This window comes from Ruegeria sp. AF2 (genome assembly GCF_056542025.1).
Window position 1 is genome coordinate 1,270,452 of sequence record NZ_JBQFZC010000001.1, and the last position, 26,895, is coordinate 1,297,346.

25 protein-coding genes and 1 pseudogene are annotated in these 26,895 nt (G+C 56.0%); 15 read left to right on the forward strand and 11 right to left on the reverse strand.

Going from position 1 to position 26,895, the window contains the following annotated elements; all coding sequences use genetic code 11:
- Positions 1-59: 59 nt before the first annotated feature.
- From guaA to ACR0NM_RS06355, 10 genes and pseudogenes are all read left to right on the forward strand, one after another.
- Positions 60-1,619 carry a glutamine-hydrolyzing GMP synthase gene (guaA, locus tag ACR0NM_RS06310; protein WP_170421311.1) on the forward strand — a complete coding sequence of 520 codons (1,560 nt, stop codon included), beginning with the start codon at positions 60-62 and terminating at the stop codon, positions 1,617-1,619.
- Between the two features lie 57 nt (positions 1,620-1,676).
- Positions 1,677-2,269, forward strand: a pseudogene (locus ACR0NM_RS06315) (acyltransferase).
- A gap of 187 nt (positions 2,270-2,456) precedes the next feature.
- Positions 2,457-3,344, forward strand: a complete 888-nt coding sequence (locus ACR0NM_RS06320; RefSeq protein WP_480613663.1) for a DMT family transporter — start codon at positions 2,457-2,459, stop codon at positions 3,342-3,344.
- 137 nt (positions 3,345-3,481) lie between these two features.
- A complete protein-coding gene (locus ACR0NM_RS06325) occupies positions 3,482-4,708 on the forward strand; it encodes an OmpP1/FadL family transporter (protein WP_170393255.1) in 1,227 nt (408 codons plus the stop codon).
- Between the two features lie 97 nt (positions 4,709-4,805).
- Positions 4,806-5,702 carry a DMT family transporter gene (locus tag ACR0NM_RS06330; protein WP_170393704.1) on the forward strand — a complete coding sequence of 299 codons (897 nt, stop codon included), beginning with the start codon at positions 4,806-4,808 and terminating at the stop codon, positions 5,700-5,702.
- Positions 5,703-5,751: 49 nt separating this feature from the next.
- Positions 5,752-6,624 carry an ATPase gene (locus ACR0NM_RS06335; protein WP_170610378.1) on the forward strand — a complete coding sequence of 291 codons (873 nt, stop codon included), beginning with the start codon at positions 5,752-5,754 and terminating at the stop codon, positions 6,622-6,624.
- 38 nt (positions 6,625-6,662) lie between these two features.
- Positions 6,663-7,580 carry a homoserine O-acetyltransferase MetA gene (gene metA / locus ACR0NM_RS06340; protein ID WP_170393257.1) on the forward strand — a complete coding sequence of 306 codons (918 nt, stop codon included), beginning with the start codon at positions 6,663-6,665 and terminating at the stop codon, positions 7,578-7,580.
- Positions 7,570-8,523 carry an alpha/beta fold hydrolase gene (locus tag ACR0NM_RS06345; protein WP_480613665.1) on the forward strand — a complete coding sequence of 318 codons (954 nt, stop codon included), beginning with the start codon at positions 7,570-7,572 and terminating at the stop codon, positions 8,521-8,523. Before metA ends, ACR0NM_RS06345 begins: the two co-directional genes overlap by 11 nt.
- A 49-nt stretch (positions 8,524-8,572) precedes the next feature.
- On the forward strand, positions 8,573-9,442 hold the full coding sequence (ppk2, locus tag ACR0NM_RS06350) for a polyphosphate kinase 2 (RefSeq protein WP_170393259.1): 870 nt from the start codon (positions 8,573-8,575) through the stop codon (positions 9,440-9,442).
- An 83-nt stretch (positions 9,443-9,525) separates the two neighbouring features.
- Positions 9,526-10,140 carry a TetR/AcrR family transcriptional regulator gene (locus ACR0NM_RS06355; protein ID WP_170393260.1) on the forward strand — a complete coding sequence of 205 codons (615 nt, stop codon included), beginning with the start codon at positions 9,526-9,528 and terminating at the stop codon, positions 10,138-10,140.
- Between the two features lie 11 nt (positions 10,141-10,151).
- Here the strand turns inward: ACR0NM_RS06355 and ACR0NM_RS06360 are convergent, their stop codons facing one another.
- Positions 10,152-11,369, reverse strand: a complete 1,218-nt coding sequence (locus ACR0NM_RS06360; protein WP_480613667.1) for a tetratricopeptide repeat protein — start codon at positions 11,367-11,369, stop codon at positions 10,152-10,154.
- A 239-nt stretch (positions 11,370-11,608) separates the two neighbouring features.
- Here ACR0NM_RS06360 and ACR0NM_RS06365 point away from each other — a divergent pair, with 239 nt between their 5' ends.
- The 5 genes from ACR0NM_RS06365 to ACR0NM_RS06385 all read left to right on the forward strand — a co-directional run bounded on the left by ACR0NM_RS06365 (position 11,609) and on the right by ACR0NM_RS06385 (position 17,414).
- Entirely contained in the window at positions 11,609-11,887 is a 279-nt protein-coding gene (locus ACR0NM_RS06365; RefSeq protein WP_170421299.1) for a hypothetical protein, read from the forward strand.
- Entirely contained in the window at positions 11,884-13,524 is a 1,641-nt protein-coding gene (locus tag ACR0NM_RS06370) for a sulfatase-like hydrolase/transferase (protein WP_480613669.1), read from the forward strand. The genes ACR0NM_RS06365 and ACR0NM_RS06370 overlap by 4 nt, the downstream gene beginning before the upstream one ends.
- Before the next feature lie 99 nt (positions 13,525-13,623).
- Positions 13,624-15,291 carry a sulfatase-like hydrolase/transferase gene (locus ACR0NM_RS06375; protein ID WP_170421294.1) on the forward strand — a complete coding sequence of 556 codons (1,668 nt, stop codon included), beginning with the start codon at positions 13,624-13,626 and terminating at the stop codon, positions 15,289-15,291.
- Between the two features lie 45 nt (positions 15,292-15,336).
- A complete protein-coding gene (locus ACR0NM_RS06380) occupies positions 15,337-16,581 on the forward strand; it encodes a DUF3179 domain-containing (seleno)protein (protein ID WP_480613671.1) in 1,245 nt (414 codons plus the stop codon).
- 80 nt (positions 16,582-16,661) lie between these two features.
- Complete coding sequence (locus tag ACR0NM_RS06385; RefSeq protein ID WP_255612112.1) at positions 16,662-17,414, forward strand: outer membrane protein; 753 nt, start codon at positions 16,662-16,664, stop codon at positions 17,412-17,414.
- 7 nt (positions 17,415-17,421) lie between these two features.
- Here the strand turns inward: ACR0NM_RS06385 and ACR0NM_RS06390 are convergent, their stop codons facing one another.
- From ACR0NM_RS06390 to ACR0NM_RS06435, 10 genes are all read right to left on the reverse strand, one after another.
- Complete coding sequence (locus ACR0NM_RS06390) at positions 17,422-18,129, reverse strand: ABC transporter ATP-binding protein (protein ID WP_170393266.1); 708 nt, start codon at positions 18,127-18,129, stop codon at positions 17,422-17,424.
- Positions 18,129-18,860 (reverse strand): ATP-binding cassette domain-containing protein, encoded by a 732-nt coding sequence (locus tag ACR0NM_RS06395; protein WP_170635719.1) that lies wholly within the window; start codon positions 18,858-18,860, stop codon positions 18,129-18,131. The genes ACR0NM_RS06390 and ACR0NM_RS06395 overlap by 1 nt, the downstream gene beginning before the upstream one ends.
- Positions 18,857-19,804 carry a branched-chain amino acid ABC transporter permease gene (locus ACR0NM_RS06400; RefSeq protein WP_170510686.1) on the reverse strand — a complete coding sequence of 316 codons (948 nt, stop codon included), beginning with the start codon at positions 19,802-19,804 and terminating at the stop codon, positions 18,857-18,859. Before ACR0NM_RS06400 ends, ACR0NM_RS06395 begins: the two co-directional genes overlap by 4 nt.
- Positions 19,805-19,806: 2 nt before the next feature.
- Entirely contained in the window at positions 19,807-20,658 is an 852-nt protein-coding gene (locus ACR0NM_RS06405; RefSeq protein WP_170510277.1) for a branched-chain amino acid ABC transporter permease, read from the reverse strand.
- Between the two features lie 65 nt (positions 20,659-20,723).
- A complete protein-coding gene (locus ACR0NM_RS06410) occupies positions 20,724-22,004 on the reverse strand; it encodes an ABC transporter substrate-binding protein (RefSeq protein WP_480613673.1) in 1,281 nt (426 codons plus the stop codon).
- Between the two features lie 96 nt (positions 22,005-22,100).
- Complete coding sequence (locus tag ACR0NM_RS06415; RefSeq protein WP_480584880.1) at positions 22,101-22,511, reverse strand: Rid family hydrolase; 411 nt, start codon at positions 22,509-22,511, stop codon at positions 22,101-22,103.
- Positions 22,508-23,689: a malate dehydrogenase gene (locus tag ACR0NM_RS06420; protein ID WP_480613675.1), complete on the reverse strand. Its 1,182-nt coding sequence runs from the start codon at positions 23,687-23,689 to the stop codon at positions 22,508-22,510. Before ACR0NM_RS06420 ends, ACR0NM_RS06415 begins: the two co-directional genes overlap by 4 nt.
- Positions 23,689-24,312: a BMC domain-containing protein gene (locus tag ACR0NM_RS06425; protein WP_170393272.1), complete on the reverse strand. Its 624-nt coding sequence runs from the start codon at positions 24,310-24,312 to the stop codon at positions 23,689-23,691. The genes ACR0NM_RS06420 and ACR0NM_RS06425 overlap by 1 nt, the downstream gene beginning before the upstream one ends.
- Entirely contained in the window at positions 24,309-25,688 is a 1,380-nt protein-coding gene (locus tag ACR0NM_RS06430; RefSeq protein WP_170465420.1) for an aldehyde dehydrogenase family protein, read from the reverse strand. Before ACR0NM_RS06430 ends, ACR0NM_RS06425 begins: the two co-directional genes overlap by 4 nt.
- On the reverse strand, positions 25,688-26,872 hold the full coding sequence (locus tag ACR0NM_RS06435) for a hypothetical protein (RefSeq protein ID WP_480613677.1): 1,185 nt from the start codon (positions 26,870-26,872) through the stop codon (positions 25,688-25,690). Before ACR0NM_RS06435 ends, ACR0NM_RS06430 begins: the two co-directional genes overlap by 1 nt.
- Positions 26,873-26,895 lie beyond the last annotated feature (23 nt).

Below are 26,895 nucleotides of genomic sequence, written 5' to 3' on the forward strand. Positions count from 1 at the left end.
CTCGCTGAATTGACGTCATTACGCTTGCACAAGCAAGGCTTGCGACCTAATAGCCAATCATGACCCAAGACAGCCATGACCGCCTTTTGATCATCGACTTCGGCAGCCAGGTGACGCAGCTTATTGCCCGCCGCTTGCGCGAACTGAACGTCTATTGCGAAATCCACCCCTACCAGAACGTCACGATGGATTTCGTGCGAGAGATGGCGCCCAAGGCCGTCATTTTTTCGGGCGGCCCTGACAGTGTTACGCGCGAGGGTTCACCCCGCGCCCCGCAAGAGATTTTTGACTACGGCGTGCCGATCCTGGGCATCTGCTATGGTCAGCAGGTGATGATGCATCAACTGGGCGGCAAGGTTGAAAGCGGGCACGGCACCGCAGAATTTGGCCGCGCATTTGTTACTCCGAATAATCGGCTTGATATCCTCGATGGCTGGTTCGCCGAAGGTGACGAGCAGGTCTGGATGAGCCACGGCGATCATGTAAGCGAAATCGCTCCGGGTTTTGAGGTGTTCGGCACTTCACCCAACGCGCCGTATGCCATCACGGCCGACGCCTCGCGTCATTTCTATGCGGTGCAATTTCACCCCGAGGTTCATCACACACCCAAGGGTGCAAAGCTCTATGAGAATTTTGTCAAACTGGCAGGGTTCAAGGGCGATTGGACCATGGGGGCTTATCGGGACGAGATGATCCGCAAGATCCGCGAACAGGTCGGGGACAAAAAAGTCATTTGTGGCTTGTCTGGCGGTGTCGACAGCTCGGTTGCGGCGATCCTGATACATGAGGCGATTGGCGATCAGCTGACCTGCGTGTTTGTCGACCATGGGCTGCTACGCAAGAACGAAGCTGCCGAAGTCGTCGGCATGTTCCGCGACAATTACAACATCCAGTTGATCCACGCGGACGAAAGTGAACTGTTCCTGGGTGAACTTGATGGTCAATCCGATCCTGAGACCAAGCGCAAGATTATCGGCAAGCTGTTCATCGACGTGTTCCAGAAACACGCCGACACAATCGACGGCGCCGAGTTCTTGGCACAGGGCACCCTGTATCCAGATGTGATTGAATCCGTGTCGTTTTCGGGCGGTCCATCTGTGACCATCAAATCGCATCACAATGTGGGTGGCCTGCCTGAAAAGATGGGTTTGAAGCTGGTCGAGCCTCTGCGTGAACTCTTCAAGGACGAGGTCCGCGCGTTGGGCCGAGAGTTGGGCCTGCCCGACAGCTTCATCGGTCGCCACCCCTTCCCCGGCCCCGGCCTTGCCATTCGCTGCCCGGGTGAGATAACTCGCGAAAAGCTTGAGATCCTACGCGAAGCCGATGCCATATATATCGACCAGATTCGCAAACATGGTCTGTATGATGAGATTTGGCAGGCCTTTGTCGCCATTCTTCCGGTGCGCACGGTCGGAGTAATGGGGGATGGACGAACATACGATTATGCCTGCGCCCTCCGCGCGGTCACATCCGTCGATGGCATGACAGCGGACTACTATCCGTTCAGCCACGAATTCCTCGGTGAAACCGCCACGCGTATCATCAACGAAGTCAAGGGCATCAACCGATGCACTTACGACATCACCTCGAAACCTCCCGGAACGATTGAATGGGAATGATTATTCCCCCTCGGCAGTGCTGAAATGCACCGCATTTGACGGGAGAAGGACAATTCGATGAGCAACTACTCGGTACATGAAACGGCAATCGTCGATGAAGGCGCGCAGATCGGAGATGGCTGCCGAATCTGGCATTGGGTGCACATCTGCGGAGGCGCCAAGCTGGGCCGAAATGTTTCACTTGGGCAGAATGTATTCGTTGGGAACAAGGTCATAATTGGCGACGATTGCAAAAAATTCAGAACAACGTTTTGAACTATGACAACACCACGCTGGAAGACGGCGTATTCTGTGGGCCGAGCATGGTGTTCACGAATGTGTACAACCCGCGTTCATTGATCGAACGAAAGGCCGAATACCGCAATACTCTGGTAAAGAAAGGGGCCACGCTGGGCGCCAATTGCACGATCGTTTACGGTGCCACAATCGGAGAATACGCGTTTATCGGCGCAGGTGCCGTTGTTAATGCTGACGTGAAGCCATACGCACTGATGGTGGGCGTCGCTGCAAAACAGATTGGCTGGATGAGCGAATATGGCGAGCAGTTGGATTTACCTCTCACTGGTCGTGGTGAGGTTACCTGCCCTCATACCGGTGCTCGATACGTGTTGAACGACGATTCGGTCAGCAAAGCTCTGCCAACCACCTGAGTATCAGTGCCAGCACGCCGAACGGCTAAGAACCCCTTTTATTTGCGGGTTCGCGTCAGAATACTGGCATCATCTAAGCCGCTCACCCAAAGCGATCATAGACGGCCAGACTTACATTTAGCCTTGCTTCATCGGGTAAAACGCAATCTATTCAGCCCGTTGCACCACGGCACATGTAAGAGATCTCATGAACAGCAATAAAATGCAGATCGGTAAGGCGGCGCTGTGGATGACAGGGGCGATCGCCTCATTCACATCGATGGCCATTGCCGGTCGCGAGCTGAGCGTGACACACGACACCTTTGAGATCATGTTCTATCGCAGCCTAGTTGGTATCTGCGTGGTGGCAATCGTCATCTCGGCTTCACGCAAATGGCATCAGGTAACCACCAAACGTCTTGGTTTGCATGGTATTCGGAACGTGTTGCATTTCACCGGGCAGAACCTGTGGTTCTATGCAGTAACGGTGATCCCGTTGGCCCAGGTCTTTGCACTCGAATTCACTCAGCCCATCTGGGTGATCCTGCTGTCCCCACTGCTGCTGCACGAGAGGTTGACCGCTTTGCGTCTGACCGCAGCCCTGATCGGATTTGCCGGGATTCTCATTGTGGCCCGCCCAGGGGCCGCCACACTTAGTCCCGGCGTTATTGCTGCGGCCGCATCTGCGATTTTCTTCGCGTTAACAGCAATATCGACCAAGTCCTTAACGCGCACAGCCAGCATCGGATGCATTATGTTCTGGCTTACTTTGATGCAGGCCGGTTTGGGTCTGGTTGCATCAGGTCTGGATGGGCAAATAACACTTCCAACCTTAACGACTGCGCCGCTTCTTTTGCTTGTCGGCTTGGCAGGCCTATTGGCCCACTACTGTATTACCAATGCCCTGGCCATCGCGCCTGCGACCGTGGTCGTGCCGTTTGATTTTGCACGCCTTCCGACCATCGCGATCCTCGGGATGGTCCTTTATCACGAGCCGCTGGATCACTGGACGCTTCTGGGGGCCGCGGTGATCTTTGCCGGGATTTTCCTGAACGTTTGGTCCGAGAACCGTAGCAATTCAGCAACACCCGCATAGAGCTATTTTGCTGAATAACGCTCCGTCACCGGTTGACCCAATTTTAAAGTTTAAGACAGTAAAAAGCGGTAACGAGGCCGAATACGCCCAATGAGGATGCGTATAACAGGCAATTTGGACAGTGTAGGGAGGAATATATGAAACGAGTGTTGTTGCACACATGCGCGTTGTGCATTGGGGCAACCGCGGCGCAGGCCGGCGGCCTAGACCGAAGTGGGCAAGGTGTTAACATCCTTTTCGAAGAGGGATCTGTCGTGCAGTTTCGGCTTGGGTATACAAAGCCGGACGTAAGCGGATCGATGGAGGATCAAATCCCGACCAGCCCGACGTTTGGGGAAACGATTGACTCGGGCAATGTCTCGAACAGCTTTTTCACGCCGCATCTGGCATACAAGACTTCTTTGACCGAAAAGCTCGACTTCGCGCTGGTTTATGACGAGCCGTTTGGCGCGGATATCGACTATTCTTCGGATTATCCCTTGTCGCAGAATGTCTTGGCTCTGGCAGGTCTTCCCGGAGCAACAACTGACGTGCTTCGCGCAAAAGCAGATACCGATGCGATCACGGCTTTGCTTCGCTACAAATTGGATGGTGGCTTCAGTGTTATCGGTGGTCTCCGCGCCCAGCGTCTGAAAGCAAGTGTTTCAGTTCCGATCGCTGGTGCAAGCACAACACCATTCGCGTCCGGGGGATACCGCGTTGAAACCGATGCCGAGATCGATTTCGGTTACGTTGTCGGTGTTGCTTGGGAACGGCCAGATATCGCCGCACGGGTCGCTCTGACCTATAACTCGAAAATCACACATGATCTGTCGCAGACCGAAGCGAACGATGCCATCACTGGAATTGTTCCACCCGGCATACCCGTCGTGGGTCGCGTCAGCGCTGATTCATCGACCGAGGTTGTGACGCCTCAATCGGTCAATCTCGATTTCCAGACAGGTGTCGCGCCAAAAACGCTGTTGTTTGGTTCGATCCGTTGGGTTGACTGGCCGCAAACCGTGTACGCACCGCCGGTCTATACTGGTCTGACAGGTATTAACCTGGTCGACTACGAAGAGGCGACATGGACCTACTCACTGGGTCTCGGCTATCAGTTCAGCGAAGAATTCTCTGGCGCGGTAACGCTGGGTTACGAGAGCTCTCAGGGGAACTCGGTCTCGAACCTAGGCCCGACGGATGGGTTCTGGAGTATCGGCCTGGGCGGCACTTACTCTCTTGAAAAGGCCAAGATTTCCGGTGGTGTACGCTATACGGATATTGGGGATGCCACTGCCAACGGTACTGGCCCCGATAACCGTGCCACGTTCACTGGCAACAGCGCATGGAGCGTTGGTATTCAGGTGACTTACGCGCTGAACTAAAGCAGATGCAAATGTGCATATTAAGCCCCGCCATCTCGGTGGGGCTTTTTCGCATGTTCCGGGTCGATATGCTGATTGAGAGATGCCAGAACAAGCCATGACTTCTCAGAAAACACTCACAGCTCGCACTTGGTCCGAATTGATACTGCTTGGTGTCATTTGGGGAATGTCATTCCTTGCGATCCGAATCGCACTTGATACGATTCCCGTCATAACATCAGTTTTCCACAGGGTTTTTTGGGCAGCGCTGGCGTTGTGGATCGTCATCATCTTTCAACGCCAACCGGTCCCGAGCGATCCGAAGGTCTGGGGTATTTTTCTGATAATGGGGCTGTTGAACAATGTCCTGCCATTCTCGCTTATGGCCTGGGGGCAGCTCTATGTCGAAACTGGGCTGACATCGATTCTGAACGCTGCCACCGCGATCTTTGGCGTCCTTCTGGCGGCCTTGTTTTTTCGGGACGAGAGGCTGACCAAAACCCGCCTCCTTGGCGTAGGGCTTGGGTTTCTGGGCGTTTCAATCACAATTGGCCTCAGACAGTTTAGCAACCTAAACCCAAGCAACCTGGGTCAGGTTGCGATCCTGGCTGGGACGCTTTCTTATGCGTTTGCAGCCATCTGGGCTCGCATCCACATGAGCACACTTCCACCTCAGATCGCCGCGGCAGGTATGTTGACCGGATCTGCGATCCTGATGACGCCTGTTATGTTGTTGGTCGATGGAGTTCCGACCTTCACCCTGCCCCTGCAAACCTGGCTGGCAATCGCCTATTACGCCCTGCTCGCTACGGCCGGGGCGTATCTGCTGTATTATCGCGTACTGCAACAAGCAGGCAGCGGCAATGTTCTGCTCGTAACGCTCATCATTCCGCCAATCGCAATACTAATGGGTGCTTTGGTACGCGATGAAGCTTTGCCACCACGTGCTTTTATCGGTTTTACGGTACTGGCGATCGGCTTGCTCATCCTCAGCCGATCTCGCCGACGCGATTGACGCCGCCAGCGGCCCGTTTTAGCTAGGGCAAAACAAGGGACGGCGGATTATGATCTACAACTCGGCAACGGACTGGCGTCAGGCTGCGCGAAAGAAGGTGTTGTTCTTCGGTATGTCCGGGTTGGGAAAATCCTATGTCTCAAACACGCTGCGAGATGCCGGGGACTGGTTCCACTATTCAATCGATTACCGCATCGGCACCCGCTATATGGGCGAACATATCGCGGACAATGCCAAGGCTGAGGCGATGAAAGTACCCTTTCTCCGCGAGCTTTTGCTGTCGGATTCAATATATATCGGATCGAACATCACGTTTCAAAACCTGACCCCGGTGTCGACTTATCTGGGCAAGCCGGGCAATCCCGATCTGGGCGGCCTTGAAATCTCGGAATATCAGCTGCGGCAAGACCAGTTTCGGCAGGCCGAAATCCATGCCCTGTTGGATACCAAGTATTTCATAGACCGGGCCAATCGTCTTTATAGCTATCCACACTTTATCTGCGATACCGGCGGGTCAATCTGCGAATGGGTAGAGCCTGAAAATCCAAATGACCACATTCTGACCGAATTGTCGCGCCAGACCCTGATGATCTGGATCAAGGGCGATGAAGCCCACACTGAAGAACTGATCAAACGCTTCGACAAGGCACCAAAGCCTATGTCCTATAAGGCCGAGTTCCTGCAGCGGGTTTGGGACGAATACCTCGCCCTCAACAAGTGTTCCGGCACCAAGGTTGATCCGGATGCATTCATCCGCTGGACCTATGCGCAAGCGCTGGCGCACCGGCAGCCACGCTATGAAGCGATGGCCCGAAATTGGGGCGTTACAATAGCAGCCGATGACATCGCCAAAGTGCGGGATAGTGGCGATTTCGATGAGTTGATCGAACGCACCCTTGAGACCCGCCCCAACCCCGCCTAAGTTCCAGACTTCCTTCGCAGTTTCAACAGCGTGACCAAATGCCGATCAAAATCCCCTCTGACCTGCCCGCCTTTGAAGTCCTGACAAATGAGGGCGTCATGGTCATGGCTGATGATCAGGCCGCACGGCAGGATATTCGCCCACTTCGGATCGGGCTTTTGAACCTGATGCCAAAGAAGATACAGACCGAAAACCAGTTCGCACGCCTGATCGGAGCGACCCCGCTGCAGATCGAGCTATCGCTGATCCGCATGACGGAACATCAGACCAAGAATACCGCCGCCGAGCATATGGCCGAGTTCTACCATCCTTTTCAGGAGGTGAAGGACCAGAAGTTCGACGGCCTGATCATAACCGGTGCACCAATCGAACATCTGGATTTCGCTGACGTCACCTATTGGGATGAAATCCGCGAAGTGTTTGAGTGGACCCAGACCAATGTGCATTCCACATTCGGCGTATGCTGGGGTGGTATGGCGATGATCAACCATTTCCACGACGTTGAAAAACACATGCTGGATGCGAAGGCCTTTGGCTGCTTCCGGCACCGGAACCTAGCACCCGCGTCTCCATTTTTGCGTGGTTTTTCTGATGATTGCGTGATACCCGTCAGCCGCTGGACCGAGATGCGGCAATACGAGATCGATGCGGTTCCTGATCTGATCACTTTGCTTGGCAGTGATGATGTCGGCCCCTGCCTGATCGAAGATCCCGTGCATCGGGCGCTCTATATCTTCAATCACTTTGAGTATGACAGCGATACGCTCAAACAGGAATATGACCGGGACATCGCAAATAACACGCCGATTAATGTGCCTATCAACTACTATCCCGACGATGATCCAAGCCAGAACCCTCAGAACAGGTGGCGCAGTCACGCGCATCTGCTTTATGGTAACTGGATCAATGAAATTTACCAGACAACCCCGTTTGATATGAGTAAAATTGGCCAGTAAGCTTTTGATATCACTCAGCGTTGCGCTTTTGGGTCTCGCTCTTGTGACCGCATGGCGCAGCGCGCAGCGTGAAAGCAGCGCCGAGGCTTCGTTTCCGCCAGAAGGCCAGATCGTCGATGTCGATGGTGTTGCAGTTCATGCCGTCGTGATGGGAGAAGGGCCGGATGTGGTGCTGATCCACGGATCCAGTGGAAATACGCGCGACATGACTTTTGCGCTGGCCCCAATTCTGGCCGAGACCTATCGCGTCATCGTCTTTGACCGCCCGGGTCTTGGATATTCAGATAGCTTTAACTCCGACGGAGAAACCATTGTCGAACAAGCGGAAATCCTACAAAGGGCCGCATCGAAACTAGGCGCAGATAAACCGATCGTCGCCGGGCAAAGCTATGGCGGTTCGGTTTCGCTTGCCTGGGCTGTCACCCGGCCCGACAACATCGCAGCTTTGGTCCTGATCGCTCCGGCGGCGATCCCGTGGGAAACACCTCTGGACGCGTTCAACACTATTGGTGCGACGACAGCGGGCAACGCCCTTGCTTTGCCTTTGGTCAGCGCATTTGTTCCTGACTGGTTTGTTACGAAGGCGTTGGACCAGGTGTTTGCACCGCAAAAAGCCCCCGAAGGATATGCCGAGCATTTCGGGCCGGGCTTGACCATGCGCCAGTCTTCAATGCACGCAAATGCCAAACAGCGTGCCAATCTGCTGGATGAAATCACCGAGCTTCAACCCCGCTATGGCGAGATCTCCGTGCCAACCGAAATTGTCCACGGTACCGCGGATACGACTGTCGGGCTGGGCTGGCATTCCGAGCGCCTGATCGAACAAATCCCTGGCGCTGAGCTGATCGAATTGGACGGCATAGGACACATGCCGCAGGTTGTGGCCGCCCCAGAGGTTGCCGCCGCAATCGACCGCGCAGCCGAGCGCGCGGGTTTGCGTTAAGTCCATCCGTAATTCATAGTAAGATATGGATTTTATGGCGAGGCCGTGCATGACCCAATCAGACCCGGACACTATCGAGAACTATTTTCACAACCACGCCCCAAAACCCATACGCTCGGCTATTGAAGAGGCCAAGAAGGGTGAAATTCTGAACCCGACCTACCCCTACTCCAAAAAGCTTAAAGGCAAGGAATACGATCAGCAGATGGAAGGTCTGCAGATTGAGCTGGTCAAGATGCAGCGATGGGTCAAAGAGAATGACCAGCGCATCGCTATCCTGTTCGAGGGCCGTGACGCCGCTGGCAAAGGCGGAACCATCAAACGGTTCCGCGAGAATTTGAACCCGAGGGGCGCGCGGAACGTGGCGCTCAGCAAACCCTCGGACGCAGAACGCAGCCAATGGTATTTCCAACGCTATATCTCTCATCTCCCATCGGCCGGTGAAATCGTGTTTTTTGATCGCAGTTGGTATAATCGGGGCGTTGTCGAAAATGTCTTTGGCTTCTGCACGACGGAAGAGCGTGAACGGTTTTTTAGGCAGGTCCTCCCCTTAGAAACCGGTTTTAGCAATGATGGCATACATATCTTCAAGTTCTGGCTGAATGTCGGGCGCGCCGAGCAGCTTAACCGCTTTCTTGCCCGCGAAACCGACCCTCTGAAGCAGTGGAAACTCAGCCCGATCGACATCGCAGGCCTACACAAATGGGACGAATACAGCCAGTCGATTACCGAAACCCTTACACGAAGCCATTCCGAAAACTGCCCTTGGACGATCATTCGATCAGATGACAAGAAACGCGCCCGGTTGGCAGCCATTCGCACCGTGCTAAGCCAACTGGACTACGAAGGCAAAAACCTGGAAGTGGTGGGCATGCCGGATGAAAAGATCAGTGGTGGTCCGGAAATCTGGGATGCATAAGCTAATTGCAACACTCTGCTCAGCCTACGCTGGATTAGGCCCTGGCCGCTGCATATATACAATAAAACGCGCCTGAGGCCGGGATGACGAAACGCGGATATCACCACGGAAACCTAAAGCAAGCCTTGATGGAGGCCGCCTTGTCCCTGATCGAACAGAAGGGACCGACCGGTTTTACATTGTCAGAGGCCGCAAAGACTGCTGGGGTCACTCCCGCAGCCGTCTATCGGCATTTCGAAGGGCGTGAGGACCTGATCGCCGAGGCTGCCCGGCAGGGGTTTGAGATGTTCGCCGACCTGATGCAATTTGCCTATGACAAAGGGCAACCCTCGGCACTTGCGGCGTTTGAGGCCACGGGCCGCGCCTATCTGGCCTTTGCCCGCAAGCACCCCGGCTATTATATTGCGATGTTCGAAAGCGGGATTTCAATCAATCGTACACCGGAACTGGCGCTGGCCGCGAACCGGGCCAAAAACGTGCTTGAAAAGGCCGCCAGCGATCTGTCGCAGCATATTCCGCCGGAGAAGCGTCCGCCCGCTTCGATGTTCAGCGCCCATATCTGGGCCATGAGCCATGGTGTTGTCGAACTTTTCGCACGCAATACCGGCGCAAGTTCCCCCTTCCCGCCTGAAGACCTTCTGGAGAGCGGAATTGGAATCTATCTGCGCGGTTTGGGTCTGGTCGCACAGGACGAATAAGACCCTGCCAGTCAATCACTTTCGCGGGCGGTCTCGCCGTCGATCAACGGGACTCCCGCTGCCCTCACGCCTGCAATAAGCGCATCAACCGGTTGCGACTCTTTGAATACGCGGCGCTTCAGGGCCTCCAGCGGAAAACCAGGCCAAGTTTTCTGGTAAACATTGGCGAGACGCCGTGCCTCGACTTGTTCGCCATTGTTCCAATGTGCGGCCATCAGATAGGCCGCTGAAATCGGCCCAAATGGTCCTCCGCGCTCGATCGTGTCCTCGTAAGTTCGGATCGCCGCTGCATAGTCTCCGGTATGAAAATGCGCAGACCCTAGTACATTGCCAAAGACAAGCCCGCCGCTGCGTTCCGCGAGCTCTTCATACCATTCAGATTGCGCCAGGATCCGCTCGAAATTCAGAGTATAGAGTGAAATAAGTGCATCGAACTCAGCGACATGCGGATCGGTGGGGGCCAGATCTACGGCTCTGCGAGACAGGGCCGATGCCCGATCGTAATTGCCCAGTGCAAATTCCAGCCAGGCCCGCGCCGAGAGCGCCCAGGCCTCATCAGGTACGATATCCATCGCATGGGCGCTTTTTTCATCGGCAGACTTCAAATACTTTTCTGCATCCGGTTCAAAGAACAACAAAATGGCCAGCATGGTCTCGACCTGTGCCGCTCCGGCATAGCCGCAGAAAAACAGTGGATCTCGCTCAATCGCCGTCTCAAAAATCAGCAAAGCGGGTTGCAGGCGCGATAGGTCAACGACGGGGAACATCACATCGCGGCCAGCACTGCAAAGGTTTATCGCTTCTACCCGGGCGGGAGATACGTCATAAATCGCGCTTTGCCCTCGGCCCACAGCGCTGCGAGGCTCATTCTTTGAGTAATAGCCTGATACCCAGATGCCTAAGCCAATCAAAGCCAGAAAGAACGCGATGACCAACGCTCTTCGCCGAATGCCCTGTGGGTTCTGGGCTCGCGAACTCCCCAGTGTAAATTCGGGTGCATAGCTACCGACAGGCAGTGAAATCACCACGGGATCAGTTGCGCCATCACCTCCGTAGTAAGCTTTTAGCTTTCGCCTGACACGACCCGCATCAACGCGCACAACCCCTTCCCGCTTGGTCAAGTCGTCGGCGCTGTAGCCATAAACATCCATGGCAATGGTCTTGGCCCGGATCTCATCCGTGCGGCCCGCAAGCGCTTCGGTCACGACATAGCTAAGAAAGGCCCGCATTCGGGCAGATCCTTTGAAGCCACCTGAGTTCAATACCCGCTCAAGAGCACTTCGCACCTCCTCATCCGAGAAAGAAAGCGCTGTGTCACGTTGTTTGTTATCCCCCCGGGAAATCAAGAACTATCCTTTCATGACAATGGCTTGACCCCATGGTGCTACGGTAGCATGCGGCTTTATACGTTCAAGTCATATTCTAGGGAATGCATGCTTTATGAGCAATTTCCACGAAGGCAACGCGGATGGACGAAGAAGACTTCTTTGACGCACAATTCCCGGGAACCTCCGTTCTGCTGCGAAACATGCGCGCCCAAGACAGTGAGTTCGACCGCATTTGCCTCGACTATCAGGAGATGATGACCGAGCTGGCACAGTCTCCTCTTTCCGACACGGGCGTTCGCCCTCGGTACCTCGCGGATCTGGCGGAAACCGTTACTGATTTGCGAAGCTCTATCGAAGCAAAGCTGTCAGACGTTCCGGGTACGCCCGGGCATTTGGATAAAACGAAAGGCTTGAAATGACCCTGAAACACATTTTGCCCGCGCTAATCCTGACTGCAGCTTCGGCATATGCCCAACAGAACCCGATTATTCACGATGGTGAGTTCGAATTTCTGCGTGCCCAGTTCGGCGCGGTCTGGGATGCCCAGGACATTGAGATTGACGCGAAACTGGCCGAAATCCGCGACGCAAACGGGGGCAAACCACCCAATATCCTGTACATCCTGATCGACGACATCAGCTTTGGTCAGATGGGTGATCGCAAGATGAACTACGTCATGGGCATCGAAACGCCCAGCATCAACCAGTTCGCCACCGAAGGTTTGTCGCTGATGCGAATGTACACGGAACCCTCGTGCACGCCGACCCGCACGGCAATGCTAACGGGGCGACATCCGGTGCGTGCCGGTGTGACAGAAGTCAAAGTGGCTCTGGTAGGCGAAGGCCTTCCAGCCAGCGAGGTGACCCTGCCCGAGATCCTAAAAGAGGTTGGCTACAACACCGTGCATGTCGGCAAGTGGCACCAAGGTGATATCGAACAGGCCTACCCCCACAACCAAGGTTTCGATTGGGCCGCCTTCCCCCTGCATCAACAAGTTCAACTGAGCCTCATGACCCCCGAGGCGATGCGCGCGAATAACATGCTTGGATACGTGCCCGAGGGGCAGAACAATCAGTTTCTGCTGGATGAGCGTTTCAAACCCTACGGGCTGGTGACCGGTGTCGAGGCAGAAGCAGGCGGCACCGCTCGAGAGGTGGATATGTCACCGGGCGAGGTCTGGACCCAAGCCAAGTATGAAGCCATGAACGAGAGGTATCAGCGCCAGGCTCTTGAGCAATTGGAGCGTGCCGCAGCCGAGGAAGAACCGTTTTTCCTGCAATATTGGCCGCTCTACCCGCTGAATTTCGTTTATGCCGAGAACGCGATCTCTCGCAACGGCGGGTTTCATGCTGACAAACTGCAACTACTGGATGGCTGGATCGGTGACCTGCTGGTCAAGCTCGAAGAAACCGGAGAAGCCGACAACACGATTGTGGTTTTGATGGCCGACAATGGACTGATGTACCACTACGAAGGAACTTCGGGGCTCAATCAACTGATCTATCGTGGCGGTAAGACCCAACATCTGGAAGGTGGCGTACGCACGGATGCATTCATTCGCTGGCCCGGAGTAATCGAGCCTGACAGCGCCGCCGGAGATATCTTTCATGTGTCTGATATCTATACCACAATGGCTCGGATCGCAGGCGCGACTGATCATATCCCGCGCGACCGCATCATCGATGGTGTCGATCAGACCGCCCTGCTGCTGAACGGTGAAGGCAACGGTCGCCGCGATTATGTATATGTCTATGAAGGCCCGGTTTTGCGCTCGGTGGTCAAGCAGGAATTCAAAATGCACCTGCCCGCGCCCGGCCAACCCGGAGCGGCGGCCCCGACCTTCAACATCTATCGTGATCCACGCGAACTACACCCTTTGGTCGGTTACTCACTTTGGGCCGGAGCGTCGTTTCAGGACATGATCAAACGCCATCAGAAGATGATCGCGAAACACCCGCATTCCGAAATCGGGCGCGGCATCCCCTACGAGGGCATCGACAACCTGCGCCCGGAATCTGAACTGGCTCGCGATGTGTTCACCAGCTGGCAGCAGTGAAGGCTACAGAAATTCCTGTTTAAATATGATAATGTTTTAATGTGAAATCAGCGGCAGGAGTGTTTGCGTTCCGCCCAGTACACGATCGGGGGATATCGAATGAAGATTTCAGGGGTATTGGTTTTATTCGTCGGCCTTGCCGCGCGCAGCACGTTCGCGCAAGAAAACCCAATCCAACACGATGCCGAATTCTATATCTTGCAAGCACAGCGCGCAGAGCAATGGGCCCAGGATGATATGGCTGTGGATGAAGCCCTGGCTGCATTTCGCGAAGGCAACAACGGTAAGCCACCGAACATCATCAGCGTTCTGATCGATGATCTGGGATTCGGCGACATGGGGATACCCGAGTTGAACGCCGTTCGGGGTTATTCGACGCCGAATATCAACGATTTCTCCGACGACGCGATGCGCATGGTTCGGATGTATACCGAACCCTCTTGCACCCCTACTCGCGTCGCCCAAATGACAGGGCGGCTGCCTGTACGCATGGGAATGGGAGATACCACCGTTGATATTGCCGGCTTTGGCCTGCCGGGGGCAGAAGTGACATTGGCCGAAGTGCTGAAACAGGTTGGCTACGCAACCAGCCATGTTGGCAAGTGGCACATGGGGGATATCGCGGAAAGTTGGGCGATGAACCAAGGCTTTGACTATGCGCAACACGCCATTCACCAGCAGGGTCAGCTGACGATTTTCAATGATGATGCAATCAAAGAGCAGGTCTCGGTCGCGATCAGAGATTATGATGACAAATACACGCTGGACGGTTGGTTCAGGCCGGACGCCTCAGCGATGATGACCGTCATCGAAGGCGAAACAGGCGGTCCAATTCGCGAAATTCGGATGGAGTCAGGGGAGCGCTGGAATGCGGCCAAATACGATGAGATGAACCAAGCCTTTCAGGACAAAACCTTGTCTGAGCTTGAACGTCTTGCCAGCGACGATACCCCCTTCTTCCTGCAATATTGGCCGATGATCCCTCTGGATAATACCCGCGCCGGACGTTCTGGTCCCGAAAGCGCGAATGGCGGTCTCTATGTCGACAAGATGCAACTTTTGGATCAATGGCTGGGTGATTTGTTCGCCAGCATGGCAGAGTTGGGGGTCAGCGAGAATACCATCGTCATCGTTATGGGGGACAACGGCCACTTTACCAAATACGCCCCGCAATCGGGCTATACTCCGATGATATATGCTGGTGGCAAAGGGGATACGACCGAGGGCGGTGTTCGGGTCGATGCCTTTATTCGCTGGCCGGGGATGATTCAGGCAGATGGTTTGCTGAACAGCATCATTCACGTGTCGGACCTTTATACAACGCTTTCACGTTTTGCGGGGGCCGAGCAATACATCCCGCGAGATCGTCTGGTGGATGGCGTCGATCAATCCGCAGCGCTATTGTTTGCGGACGAAGCCAAAGCGCGCAGAGATCACGTGATCATCTATTCGGTGAACAAACCCGAGGCGATCGTGAAGGACCAGCTTAAGCTGAAGCTGCCGGGAGCCGGGGAAAGCGCCATTCTTGCAAAGTTCTTTGATCTCTACCGGGACACGCGCGAGGAATATTCAGTCTCGACCGAGGTTGGCGCCTGGGGCGGGCAGGAATTCGCGCGCATCCTTGGCCGACACATGGCCCGCAAAGAGAAATTCCCCGACACGCCACCCGCGTATGGCGTGCCCTATGAAGGGATCGAGAACCTGCGCCCCGAAACCCAACAAGCGGTCGAGGCTTTCCTGATCAAAAGCCAATCCCCGCAGCAATAGCACGGTGTCGCCGTCGTCATTCACTCAAGTTTCTAGGATCATCACATGCTTGGATTACTCCTATTCGCACTGGGTTTAATCGGATCACTTGGGATCGGGTTCGTCTATTTCCGTGATTTGGGCGACGTGTCCCAGATGCTGTTGAAGGTAAAGCGCGAGAATATGGTGCGTTTCATCCGCAATGAATACCGCTTGATTGCCATCGGGTTGGGCGCATTTGCTCTCGCAACGCTCGCGCATTTCGCCCTGGGAGCCGGGCCGTTCTGGCTTTGGCTCATTGCCGCTTTACTTGTTCTACTTCTCTATGGCTTTCCCTATGTCTGGGTTCATCTAGGTCTGAGAAATCAGCTAAATGACGCGCAGTTTTTTCCCATCGACGAGGCCCGCAAATATGTCGGGCCGACTGCCCCCGTGATGGTGATTGCAAATGACGGCCATGCCCGCGCCCATCCTGATGCACAAATCATGCGCCCACATTTGGCGGGCGATGATAAAGGGCTGGGCGGAGAAGACGTCGTGATGACCTATTGCGCCATGGCCAATCTCGGTCAGGGGTATGCGCCAAGCATCGAAGGAAAACGGCTGAACCTTGAGGTTCTCGCCCAGCACGGCAACAACCTGATCCTGCGTGATAATGACACCGGTGAGCCCATCCAGCACATATACGGCTTTCGCGAAGCGGATCGTGACACAAATGCAGACGGTCTCGCGTGCCCTCTGCGGCCCGAAGCGCAGATGACACCCTGGCCAACCTATCGGATGACTTTCCGTGGATTTCAAAAGGCTTTCCCGGAAGGCGAGGTGTTTTTGAACAAACCCTCCCCAAACCCCTTGCTGCGGCTGCTGGACATGATGACCGAGATCACGTTCGGCTGGGGCATTGGCCGTCAGCATCAGGAGGACGCTCCTGTAATGGACAACATGGATCGATCGGATGACCGATTACCCAACAAGACCTATGTCTGGGGGATCACAATCGGACAGGATGCCACCTGCTGGACCGACGATTTCGTTGTCGACAACGATTGGATCGTCAACGCGCGTGTCGGCGGGCGGGATATCGTCGTCAGCCTCGATCCAAAATTTGAAAGCTTGGGCGTTTGGTACAATGACAGCGGTCACCCCGTGACCCAATGTGACTTTTGGGGAATGTCTGATCAGGGCCAACTACAACGGGTCGAAACCCTGCGCGCAGGCGTGTTCTGGCATGTCTGGTCCGAGTTTTTTCCCAGCACCGATATCAATCGTGTCGGTGACGGCGCAGGCAAATCCGAAGACGTGGCAGCATGAAAGAACGAACAATGCACCTGGCTAGGTTGGCATGAGGCGACAATAGAAATCAATTCAAGGTTCTTGGCGGGAGACGGAAAATGGATGTGACAGTAAAGTGGACAGGATTGGCGCTTGGCCTCGCAATGGCAGGTTCGATGGCACCAATGGCCTTGGCCCAACAGTCGGACTGGTCATATGAGGCCTCAATCTATCTTTTCATGCCGGAAACTGAGACCTCACTCAGCACACCGATGGGTACACTGGATGGCACCCTGAGTTTTTCCGATGCGTTGGACAATCTCGATTTTGCCTTCATGGCCGCGTTTGCCGCCACAAATGGCCGGTGGTCCCTGTTGGCCGACTATAACTATACCAATCTGTCTTTCAGCAGTGACACTCCCGGCCCTGCCAGCTCAGGCTTGGACACATCCTTTACCACGCAATTTCTCAGCGGCTATGTCGGCTATAGGGTCTACGAGGATCAAACCGCGAATGTGGATATTGTCGGTGGATTCAGGTGGTTCAGCACGGAAACCGACTTTGAATTGCAACCAGGCGCGGCCCCCGGCCGTCGAACAACGGTTGATTCAAGCTGGACCGATCCCGTGATCGGGGCCCGCGCACGCGTCAAGTTCTCGGACAAATGGTCAGGAACTGGGTTTGTAGACTATGGCGGCTTCCGCAGTGGCAGCGAGACATGGCAGGTTCTGCTGACAGCCGACTATGCGATTAATGATCGTTGGCTGATCCGCGGTGGATACCGCTATATCTCATTCGACCACGACATCGACGGAAACGATTTCAAGTTCGACCAATCCGGTCCACTGATTGGCGCGACTTACCGCTTTTGAGCGGCTATTAGTGACCGCCAAAGTAAGCCTCGAGCAATCGCTTATCATTCCGCAACTCATCTGCGGTGCCTGATGTCTGCATGCGTCCTGACTCGAGCACGTAAATCCGGCTCGCAAGCGAAAGCGCGAAATTGGCGTTTTGCTCGGTGATTACAACTGTCAGCCCGTATTCCTTGTTGAGCTTGCGCACCACCTCGGCGATTTCGTGACAGATTTTTGGGGCCAGACCAATCGTCGGTTCGTCGACGAGCAACAGCTCGGGGCTGGTCATCAGCGCGCGTCCGAACGAGACCATCTGACGTTCCCCGCCCGACTGGGTCGAGGTCTCCTGCCCTTCCCTCTCTTCGAGACGCGGGAACAGGCTGTGTACCATTGCCAGATTGCTCTGGATGTCTTCGCGGGCCGTGAAGGCACCGACCATTAGGTTGTCACGCACTGACATATAGGGAAACAGGTTGAAGCGTTCGGGCGCATAACCCACGCCATGTCGTACAATTTCGGAAGGCGTCCGACCGGCAAGGCTGTGCCCCCTGAGCCGGATATCGCCCTCGATTTTGACTAGCCCCATGATGCTGTCCAGCAAGGTCGATTTTCCAGCCCCATTTGGACCCACCACAGCGACAATCTCACCGGGTTGGACGGTGATCGAGATGTCGGTCAGCGCTTGCGCCTTGCCATAGAATGCCGACAGGTTTTCGATTTCCAGATAAGACATTACGCGCCCCCCAGATACGAGGCCTGAACAGCCTTGTCGTTCATGACTTCGCTGAACGAGCCCTCGGCAATCATCGTGCCCCGTTCAATGGCGATCGCACGGTCGACCAATGGCTCAAGCGCAGGCAAATCATGGCTGACGATCAGAAAAGTCATCCCATCTTTGCGCATCGACTGAATGAGATCAGAGATTTGGGTGATCTCTCCTGTGGTGAGACCCGCAAACACTTCATCCAGCAGCATCACCTTGGGCGCGGTTGCCATTGTGCGCGCCATCTCAAGTTTACGCAGATCACCCATGGCCAGTTCTGTCGGCGCGCGATTCAAGTCCGCTTCTGTAAACCCGACGCTGAGCGCAAGCTCTCGCTCACGTTCTTTATCTGGGGGCGAGACGATCATCTGCCAGATATTGTCGGGCATTAGGCCAACCCGGATATTTTCGGCTACGCTCATATCACCAAACGGGCGCGGGATCTGATAGGTTCGGCTGACCCCGGCCCGAATGCGTTGTGGCGTCGACAGTGTCGAAATCTCCTGCCCGAACAGTTCGATCGTTCCGCCGTTTTGCCGCAACTCACCCATGATCTGGCTGAACACGGTCGTCTTGCCTGCCCCGTTGGGACCGATCAATCCAAGCGACTCGCCCTCTTTGAGAGAAAACGACAGATCATTCGTCGCGACTAATCCGCCGAAACGTTTTACCAGACCTGAAACCTGTAACGCCACGCTCATGTCGTCCGCCCCTTGCCCAGGCCTTTGAAACCACGCCGAACCAGCTCAACAATGCCTTTCGGCTGATACATGTAGAGGAGCAGCGCTATGACTCCGTAGACGAAATACCGTTCGGCGCCAGGAAGGACCGGTCGCAGATACTCCAACAGGAATGTCATGAAGAACGCGCCGATCATGGGGCCAATGATGGTCGATGTTCCCCCCAGAAGTGCCGCAACGATGATTGTGAACAGGAAGTTAATATCAAACAACGCACGCGGCGCGAGCGATCCCAGATAGTGAACGTAGAAGGCACCACCCAAGCCCGCGATCATCGCACTTGTCAGAAAGGCAAAAGCTTTGAGGCGCGTGGTGCTGAGGCCCGAACCGCGCACACTTTCCTCGTTCATTCCGATGGCAGACAAGGCCGTACCTAGTCGCGTCTTCATCAAAAGCCACATGCTGACGGCGATTGCCAACATCAGCGTCGTGGACAGGTAATACCCGTTGGCCGCGCCGCGTGTCAGCGTTTGAATGCCCGACATGCCGCGCGTTCCGCCAGTCAGATCCGGGCGAATGACCTGAACCAGTTGATACAGCAACTCCATGAACGCCAGCGTAACGAGCGCAAAATAACTTCCACGGATACGCAGCGCTGGAAGCAGCACCAATAGGCCCGCGATCATGGTAACAAGTACGGCGATCGGGATCGAGATTTCGACAGCGACGTCAAAGCGCTTGGTCAGGATTGCCGTGGTGTAGGCCCCGATACCGATCAGGAACGGATGACCAAAGCTCACATAGCCTGTTCGGCCAGACAACACGTCCCAGCTGATAGCGAAGATCGCCAGGTAGTTGGCAAAGATCATCGTGCGCATCGTCCCGTTCGAGACGAATTGCGGAAGCAGGAACATTCCGACGATCAAGCCACCCCAGAGTGCAAAGTGAAACCAGCGTAGCCCCATCGTCACAGCTCCTCTCGGCCGAACAGGCCCTGCGGTCGCGTGACCAGCACCCCGATGATCAACAGCATAGTGAAGACACCCCGCAACTCAGGTGCAAGCGTCGCCACAACGATGACTTCGAGGAAGCCCACAATATGCGCCACCACCAAAGTGCCCAAGATCGAGCCGATCCCGCCAACGATAACCACAGCCACCGAAATGATTAGCGGAGCCACCCACATGGATGGCGATAGCTGAGTGTAGCTGGCAAAGAAGACGCCTCCGATTGCGCCCAATGCGCCAGAGATACCCCAGGTGATCAGATTGATGCGATCCGGATCGATCCCGGAAATTGCAGCGCCTTTAGCATCCATCGACACCGCCTGCATCGCCCGTCCGGTATGTGTGAGCCGCACAAAGGCATAGAGCCCTAGCAGAATTGCCCAGCTAATAAGGGTTGCAATCAGGATGTTATACGTGACCGAGGCCCCGGCCACATTGATCACCCCGGGAACAATCGGCAAAAGGATTTTGCTGCTGTCGCCAAAGACCAAAACGATCCCGGCCTGAATGACGACCGCAAGGATCAGCGTCGAAATCTCGACGGCCACGTGATCCCCTTTGAGCGTTTTGACAATCAAACGGTACTTCAGAACTCCCATCAGCACACCCAGCGCAGCGGCCACGGCAACCCCCATAAGCTTAGGCATTCCAAGCGATTGCGATATCCAGAAGTAAATGTAGCCGCCGACCATCAGATAGGCACCATAGGCAAGATTCAGAACGCGACCGATGCTGAAGATCAGCGTGAACCCCATAGCGATGAGCGCGTAGAGACCGCTGAGCAAAAGCCCCTGAATCAGTATCTGCAACATGTGTGGATCCTTGGCTGCGAGTGCGCGTCGCCGCGCACCCGTTTCAAGCTATAGTTGGGGCAGGTTTATGGCTTTACCCAGCTGGGCAGCGTGAACTCGCCCGTCGCGTATTTCTCGGGGTACACAACTGCGGCAGTGCCGTCTTCGTACCACTGGACCACGACCATTGACGGGGCCGCATCATCAAACGGCTCGGAAAGATCAAAGCGAATGTTGTGGGGATAGGTGCGGCCTGTCACAGGCTCGACCTCATCATCGCCCCAGAAGGCGTAGCGCAGCCAAAGCTGACCATCCATCTCAAGAACCAGATCCTGCTTCTTCATTGCGTCGGCCCAGCCTTCGACATTGTCGAAGCCACCCGCCTCTTCCGCGGCAGCCATAGCCTGTTTCAGACCGTGGTAGGCGTTGAAACCATTGAAATGCGGCAGCAGTGGGCGGCTGTCATACTTGGCCTGATAGGTGTCGACAAAGGTCTGGCTTGCCGGGTCAAGTTTGAACCCTACAGACGGGATCGGTGACAGGGTCGAGATGCCGCCCCCGGCTCCGCCAGTGTCTTCCCAATATTCCATACCCAGTGCAGCTACGTTCACGCCTGTCATCGCCATGGGCACCTGCAGTTTCACATATTGCGACGAGACCACCTGAGAATTTACGGATGAGACCTGGTAGATGAAATCCGCCCCAGTGTCCTGCGCACGGCTGAAGATCGGCGCAAAATCAACGGTGGCAACATCATAGGTGATGATGTCCTTGACCTCGATCCCCGCAACCGGCGCAAGCGCCTCGGTCACCAATCCTGTGATTGCCTCGCCAAACGCTGTATCCTCAGCCAGAATGACAACGGAGTCCCAACCCATCTTTTCCTTCAGAACATCCGCACCGAAATTGATATAAAGCGTGGCAAGCGCCTCGTCTGAGGCGATGTTCATGAAATATGGTGCCATGCTTTCGGGATCTTCGACCACCATGTCGATGATTCCGATATATGACGTCCATGTGTCCAGCGTCGGAATCCGGTATTCCTGCATTCGCGGCAGCCAGCCCAACGAAACATCATCGATAGAGCCTGAGATGATGAAATCTACTTCCTCGGTTTCCACCAGATATTCATAGGCCCGCACACCTTCAGTCGGGTCCTGACCGGTATCGGCAGACACCAGAGTGATCTGTTCCCCCATAACGCCGCCATTCGCATTAAGCTCTTCAATCGCGATCTCTGCACCACGCAGCGTCGACAGACCGGTGTCTGAGGAAAGAGATCCAATAAAGCCCACCTTGATTTCAGCTGCGGCCGCCGAGGCCACAAGCGCGATACATGTTCCGCTGAGTAGCGCTGTCTTGATCATCACATTAGCTCCCTGTGTCTTATTGTGCCCTTCTTGTATTCTGTATACAGTACACAAGACGATAGTTCGATCAAATCCTTTCTTGGTGACTCATGTTCAGATTCCGCTGATTTCGCCGTTTTCGTCGTGAATTACCGCATCCACATCGATTTCCACCGTCAAACCGGGTTGCGTCAGCCCGGCTTGAACGGCTGTCAGAACAGGATCGATATGTTTGAATACCTCTCCGTGAACGCTCGCGAATTCACCCGCGCGCGACAGATCGGTCAGATATGCGCGGACCCGGCCTACATGGCGCATCTCGGCACCGACGGCCTTAAGCGCCTCTTCTATACGGGACAGAATGTATTTTGTCTGGGCTCCCACATCTCCTGGCGCATGAATACGCCCGCTGGGTTCGATCGCTGTGGTCCCTGCCACCCAAACGAAGGGACCGACGCGCTTTGCGCGGGAATAAGACGCAACTTCTTCGAACCGCCCGCCTGACTTCCAGATGCGGAGGGTCACAGGCCCAACCTCGATCGGATGGCATCCGCCGCTTTCTGCAAGGCTGCTTGTTCCTGATCGGTCAGCCTCAACTCCTCGACTTCGACCAACCCGGAAGACCCCAGATGGGCAGGAACACCAAGCACAACCCCATCGATGCCATATTCCCCCTGCAACATGACCGAGACCGGAACCGGGCCGGTGCGTGCGCCCCGGATATGGTCGATCAACTCGATCGACGCGTGCGCCGGTGCTATGGTTGCGGAACCGGATTTCTTCAGGGCAACTACCTGCCCACCGCCGGTCACGGCGTCCTGAACGCAAGCCTCAATCTGATCAGGCGATAAAAACACGTCTAATGCCCTGCCCTTAATTTTGGCCCGGCTTGGGATTGGCGCCATCTCGTCCCCGTGGCTTCCGAGCGTGAAGGCTTCGACATCAGCGGGCGCTACTCCCGCAGCCATAGCAAGGGCGTTGCGAAACCGGCTGCTGTCCAGAGTACCGGCCATTCCCAGCACCCGTTCACGAGGGAACCCGGTTGCGCGCAGCATTTCTACGGTCATTTCGTCAAGCGGATTGGTCACCACGATGACGATGGCATCAGGCGCAGCGGAGCGTATGGCCTCAGCGGCCTGGCGGATCACGCGCGCATTCACATCGATCAGATCCGCGCGGCTCATACCTGGACGCCGGGCACGGCCTGCGGTCACCACGACCACCTCAGCACCTGCCACAAGGTCCAGCGACTCGCCGCCAACACATCGTGACCGAGCGCCGGTAATGCCTGACGTGTGGTTCAGATCCAACGCCGTAGCAGCGGCCATTCCGGGCGCAATATCGATCAGCGCGATCTCATCCGCGATATCCTGCATCGCCGCCAGATGCGCCACATTGCCCCCGACGCCCCCTGCCCCGATCATGGCAAGTTTGCCAAGCCTTCGGGCCTTGCGTTTCGAACGCACCGGAGCAACCCATTTGGGCGAGCGGCGATACAACACACGCTGCATTGAAATAGTAGCGTCTGTACGCGTTGGTTGTGGCTTTTCCAGCGGTCCGTCGACAAGCTTTATGCCAACACGCTCGGCAGTTTCGCGTGCCAAGGCCGTCACGATATCGTCGGGCAGGACTTCAAACACGATCCGACCGCGACGGCGGGCATCTTCGACCGCCTCTGAACCTATGACGCGCGGCGCTGCCATCAGTTGGCTTGCCCGTCCACCGCCTCTATCGCGCGGGTTGCGGCCTCGACGGCGGTCTTGACCGAGTTTTCAGACCCCGAGATGAACAGGCGGCCAAACCGCCCCACGGCGCGCACTTCGACAATATCGATCTCTGCCGCCTTCTCCGCTTCATTCGCGGCAATCGAGATATAAGCAGCCGGGGCACATTCGACGATGCCCAACGTCTGCCCTGGAACGATCAGAGCCCCCTTGCGCCATTTGTTCAGCAGTTGCGCCTGATAGGGTTCGACGCTGGTGATAATCTGCGTGGAACTGATCGCCGGCTTCAACCGGTCAGACATTGTTGCGCCGAGCTCGGCCAGCATCGCATCGCGCGCGGCGGACACCTCCGCATTCGACGGAGACCGCAGGATAAAGAACCCGAACTCGCGCTCGACCATCTGTGTTGTCGCCTCAACCGAAGATGCCTTGAGCGCCCGGTCGATCAGCGAGAATACTCCGTTACCCGGCGCAAACTCTCCGATCAAAACCGTATCCCCGGACAAGGGCACCGACCCTTGCACCGTCGCACCGTTATAGGCGGCGAATTTTGGTTGCAGGTTGTCGATCTGCATCAGCGCCCGGATGGTAATCTCGCTCATGCGCCATACTCCTCATAAATGTCGCGCCAGGGTCTGCTTTCATAGGCTACCCGTTTGATGTTGATGAGATGCAGGGCCGTCACATTGTCCGAAGTGATCGAACCTGACCACGTGCCGGTGCCCAGCATGAAGGATGGTTCCAGATCAGTCGAATATCCCATACCGCCCATGATGCCCGGTGTATTCACCAGTACCCGACCCGTCGGCACGGTGGCAAAACGGGCCACGATCTCAGGGTCGTCCGAATGGATAACCGAGGAATGACCCCAGCCTTCGAACTTGGCGATGGATTGCGCCAGCTCGATCCCATGGTCTGTGGATTTCGCCGCGTAGAACGCCAGAACGGGGTTCAGCTTTTCTGCAGACAGCGGGCGCTGCCAACCTACTTCAGTTTCTTCCGAGACAAGGCACCGGGTGCGTGGTGGGATGGAAAAACCGGCAGCATCCGCCAGCGCCTGCGGGCTTTGCCCCACCTTCTCAGGGTCCATGGCCTGCACGCCTTTGAAGATCACCCCGGCAAGTCGATCCGCTTCAGCCGGAGTGCAGAAATAGGCACCTTTCAACTTAAGCTCGTGGCGCAAATCACGTGCGATTTCTGGGTCGGCAACGACGGCCTGCTCACTGACGCAGGCGGTCCCGTAGTCAAAGCTCTTCGACGTCACGATCATCTCGGCGACTTCCGCCAGATCGCGTGCTTTCGACTTGTGTACGTAACACGGCACGTTGCCCGCACCGACCGCGAGCGTGGGTTTGCCGCTGGAATACGCCGCTTTGACCATGGCCGGACCACCGGTTGCCATCACAACCGAGGTACGGCGGTGTTTCATCAACTCGGCTGTGCCCTGAATTGTCACGGAATCCAGACATTGGATTAGACCCTTGGGCGCACCCATTTGCTCAGCCACGCGCGCCATAATTCGCACCGTTTCGATGCCACAACTCACGCCACGTGGATGCGGCGCGCACACGATCGCATTGCCTGCCTTCACCGCAGAAAGCACTTTGTAGATGATCGTTGAAGTGGGGTTCGTCACCGGGATCAGAGCTGCCACAACGCCCATCGGTTCACCGAAGGCTGCGATCTTTGTCGCATCATCGCGCCAGAGCAACCCCAGCGTTGTCACATCTCTTAGATAATCCGCGACTGAAAGCGCGTTGAACAGGTTCTTGACGCGCTTGTCCGGCACATTCCCATATCCGGTTTCCTCGACGGCCATTTGCCCCAGCCGTTCGGCCTCGGGCTCGATGGCGCGCGCCATGGCGTCGACTATTGCGTCTACCTGCGCCGGGTCAGTGCCCAGAAAGGCGCGATAAGCCTCGAAAGCGCTATCTGCGGCACGCCGTGCGGCGGCGATTGATTTCAGATCTGCATCCATCAAGAAGCTCCGGTGAGCATGGTGTCAAAGATACGGCGCGCTTGATCAACGTCGCCCGCTGAAACCCCTATAGCTTCGAGGCGCCGTCCGGCGGCAGCCACATCCGCCCCCAAAATTCGGTCGGACATCGCGATCAGGCTGTTCGTCAGCGGGCTCGGGATACCCGCAAGCTCACCCGCTGAGACCAAAGGTACAAGCGAGCCCAACACGCCATCCCGCATCATACCGCGCGACGTTTGCTGATCCGGGATCGGACGCGCGCCCGAGCCACGTTCGGCGCCGGCAAAGGTGGATATCCACTGCCCTGTCTCCGGCAGATTACGAACTCCAAACGCAGCAGCAATGCGTCGCCGTTCGTCTGCAAGCCCCTGAATGACCTCTGTCTGGTCCGGACCAATCAGAGACGCAAACGTCTGGTTATCCTCAAGCGGAACACCACCCATTGGAATGTCAGGACCACCTGTCCCCATTGCGGCACCGCCGAGGATCAGCGCAGGTATCTCGACTGCGGCCGACAGATCGTTGAAGCCGCACGACAAAACCGAGTCGACCGCCTGAACGTTGGACAAATAGACGGACACGGCGTCCAGAACTTCTTCCCGACCGCGCGGCAAGGTTGCCGCAGCCATCGGTGCTGCCTGCGAAAGCGTCAAAGCTGCGCCCTCTGAACGGAACCAGTATGGCAGACCCTGAACCTCGACCAGCGTGACGTCCGCCGCGCAGCCTCCGATCCGCAATAGCCACGCTGTTTCCACAGCCCCCAGGGATCGTCCTGGCGCAAGGACCAAGATTTGCCCGTCGCTGAGGTGATCGGCCAGCACCATCGCATACGTGCGCTGTTTGTGAAGCGGTCCGGTCAGGAATATCACCTGTGCATCGCGCACCGCTGCATCCAGCTCAGCGGTTGTGCGCACCGACAGCCCATCCCGATCGACTTGATAGGTCCCGACCGGACCTTCACCGCGAAGCGAGATGCCCGAGGACTGGGCCAACAGCGACAGTTCGGCCCCATAGGCCGAAAACAAGGTGACTTCAGCCCCTTCGGCAAGACAAAGAGCGGCCAACAGGCGTGCATCAGCCCCGCCGCCCAACACCGATATTCGGTCGAGCTTGGGATGTTCAGGTGCACCCCGGGTTGAGCCACGTGTCGCTGCACGTGTGAATTCCTCGAAACCGGCTGACATAGCGTCTCCTCAAGACAGACGGA

Coding starts and splice junctions, on each gene's coding strand:
- guaA (WP_170421311.1), top strand. CDS start 60: ATGACCCAAGACAGCCATGACCGCCTTTTGATCATCGACTTCGGCAGC.
- ACR0NM_RS06320 (WP_480613663.1), top strand. CDS start 2,457: ATGAACAGCAATAAAATGCAGATCGGTAAGGCGGCGCTGTGGATGACA.
- ACR0NM_RS06325 (WP_170393255.1), top strand. CDS start 3,482: ATGAAACGAGTGTTGTTGCACACATGCGCGTTGTGCATTGGGGCAACC.
- ACR0NM_RS06330 (WP_170393704.1), top strand. CDS start 4,806: ATGACTTCTCAGAAAACACTCACAGCTCGCACTTGGTCCGAATTGATA.
- ACR0NM_RS06335 (WP_170610378.1), top strand. CDS start 5,752: ATGATCTACAACTCGGCAACGGACTGGCGTCAGGCTGCGCGAAAGAAG.
- metA (WP_170393257.1), top strand. CDS start 6,663: ATGCCGATCAAAATCCCCTCTGACCTGCCCGCCTTTGAAGTCCTGACA.
- ppk2 (WP_170393259.1), top strand. CDS start 8,573: ATGACCCAATCAGACCCGGACACTATCGAGAACTATTTTCACAACCAC.
- ACR0NM_RS06355 (WP_170393260.1), top strand. CDS start 9,526: ATGACGAAACGCGGATATCACCACGGAAACCTAAAGCAAGCCTTGATG.
- ACR0NM_RS06360 (WP_480613667.1), bottom strand. CDS start 11,369: ATGCGGGCCTTTCTTAGCTATGTCGTGACCGAAGCGCTTGCGGGCCGC.
- ACR0NM_RS06365 (WP_170421299.1), top strand. CDS start 11,609: ATGGACGAAGAAGACTTCTTTGACGCACAATTCCCGGGAACCTCCGTT.
- ACR0NM_RS06370 (WP_480613669.1), top strand. CDS start 11,884: ATGACCCTGAAACACATTTTGCCCGCGCTAATCCTGACTGCAGCTTCG.
- ACR0NM_RS06375 (WP_170421294.1), top strand. CDS start 13,624: ATGAAGATTTCAGGGGTATTGGTTTTATTCGTCGGCCTTGCCGCGCGC.
- ACR0NM_RS06380 (WP_480613671.1), top strand. CDS start 15,337: ATGCTTGGATTACTCCTATTCGCACTGGGTTTAATCGGATCACTTGGG.
- ACR0NM_RS06385 (WP_255612112.1), top strand. CDS start 16,662: ATGGATGTGACAGTAAAGTGGACAGGATTGGCGCTTGGCCTCGCAATG.
- ACR0NM_RS06390 (WP_170393266.1), bottom strand. CDS start 18,129: ATGTCTTATCTGGAAATCGAAAACCTGTCGGCATTCTATGGCAAGGCG.
- ACR0NM_RS06395 (WP_170635719.1), bottom strand. CDS start 18,860: ATGAGCGTGGCGTTACAGGTTTCAGGTCTGGTAAAACGTTTCGGCGGA.
- ACR0NM_RS06400 (WP_170510686.1), bottom strand. CDS start 19,804: ATGGGGCTACGCTGGTTTCACTTTGCACTCTGGGGTGGCTTGATCGTC.
- ACR0NM_RS06405 (WP_170510277.1), bottom strand. CDS start 20,658: ATGTTGCAGATACTGATTCAGGGGCTTTTGCTCAGCGGTCTCTACGCG.
- ACR0NM_RS06410 (WP_480613673.1), bottom strand. CDS start 22,004: ATGATCAAGACAGCGCTACTCAGCGGAACATGTATCGCGCTTGTGGCC.
- ACR0NM_RS06420 (WP_480613675.1), bottom strand. CDS start 23,689: ATGGCAGCGCCGCGCGTCATAGGTTCAGAGGCGGTCGAAGATGCCCGC.
- ACR0NM_RS06425 (WP_170393272.1), bottom strand. CDS start 24,312: ATGAGCGAGATTACCATCCGGGCGCTGATGCAGATCGACAACCTGCAA.
- ACR0NM_RS06430 (WP_170465420.1), bottom strand. CDS start 25,688: ATGGATGCAGATCTGAAATCAATCGCCGCCGCACGGCGTGCCGCAGAT.
- ACR0NM_RS06435 (WP_480613677.1), bottom strand. CDS start 26,872: ATGTCAGCCGGTTTCGAGGAATTCACACGTGCAGCGACACGTGGCTCA.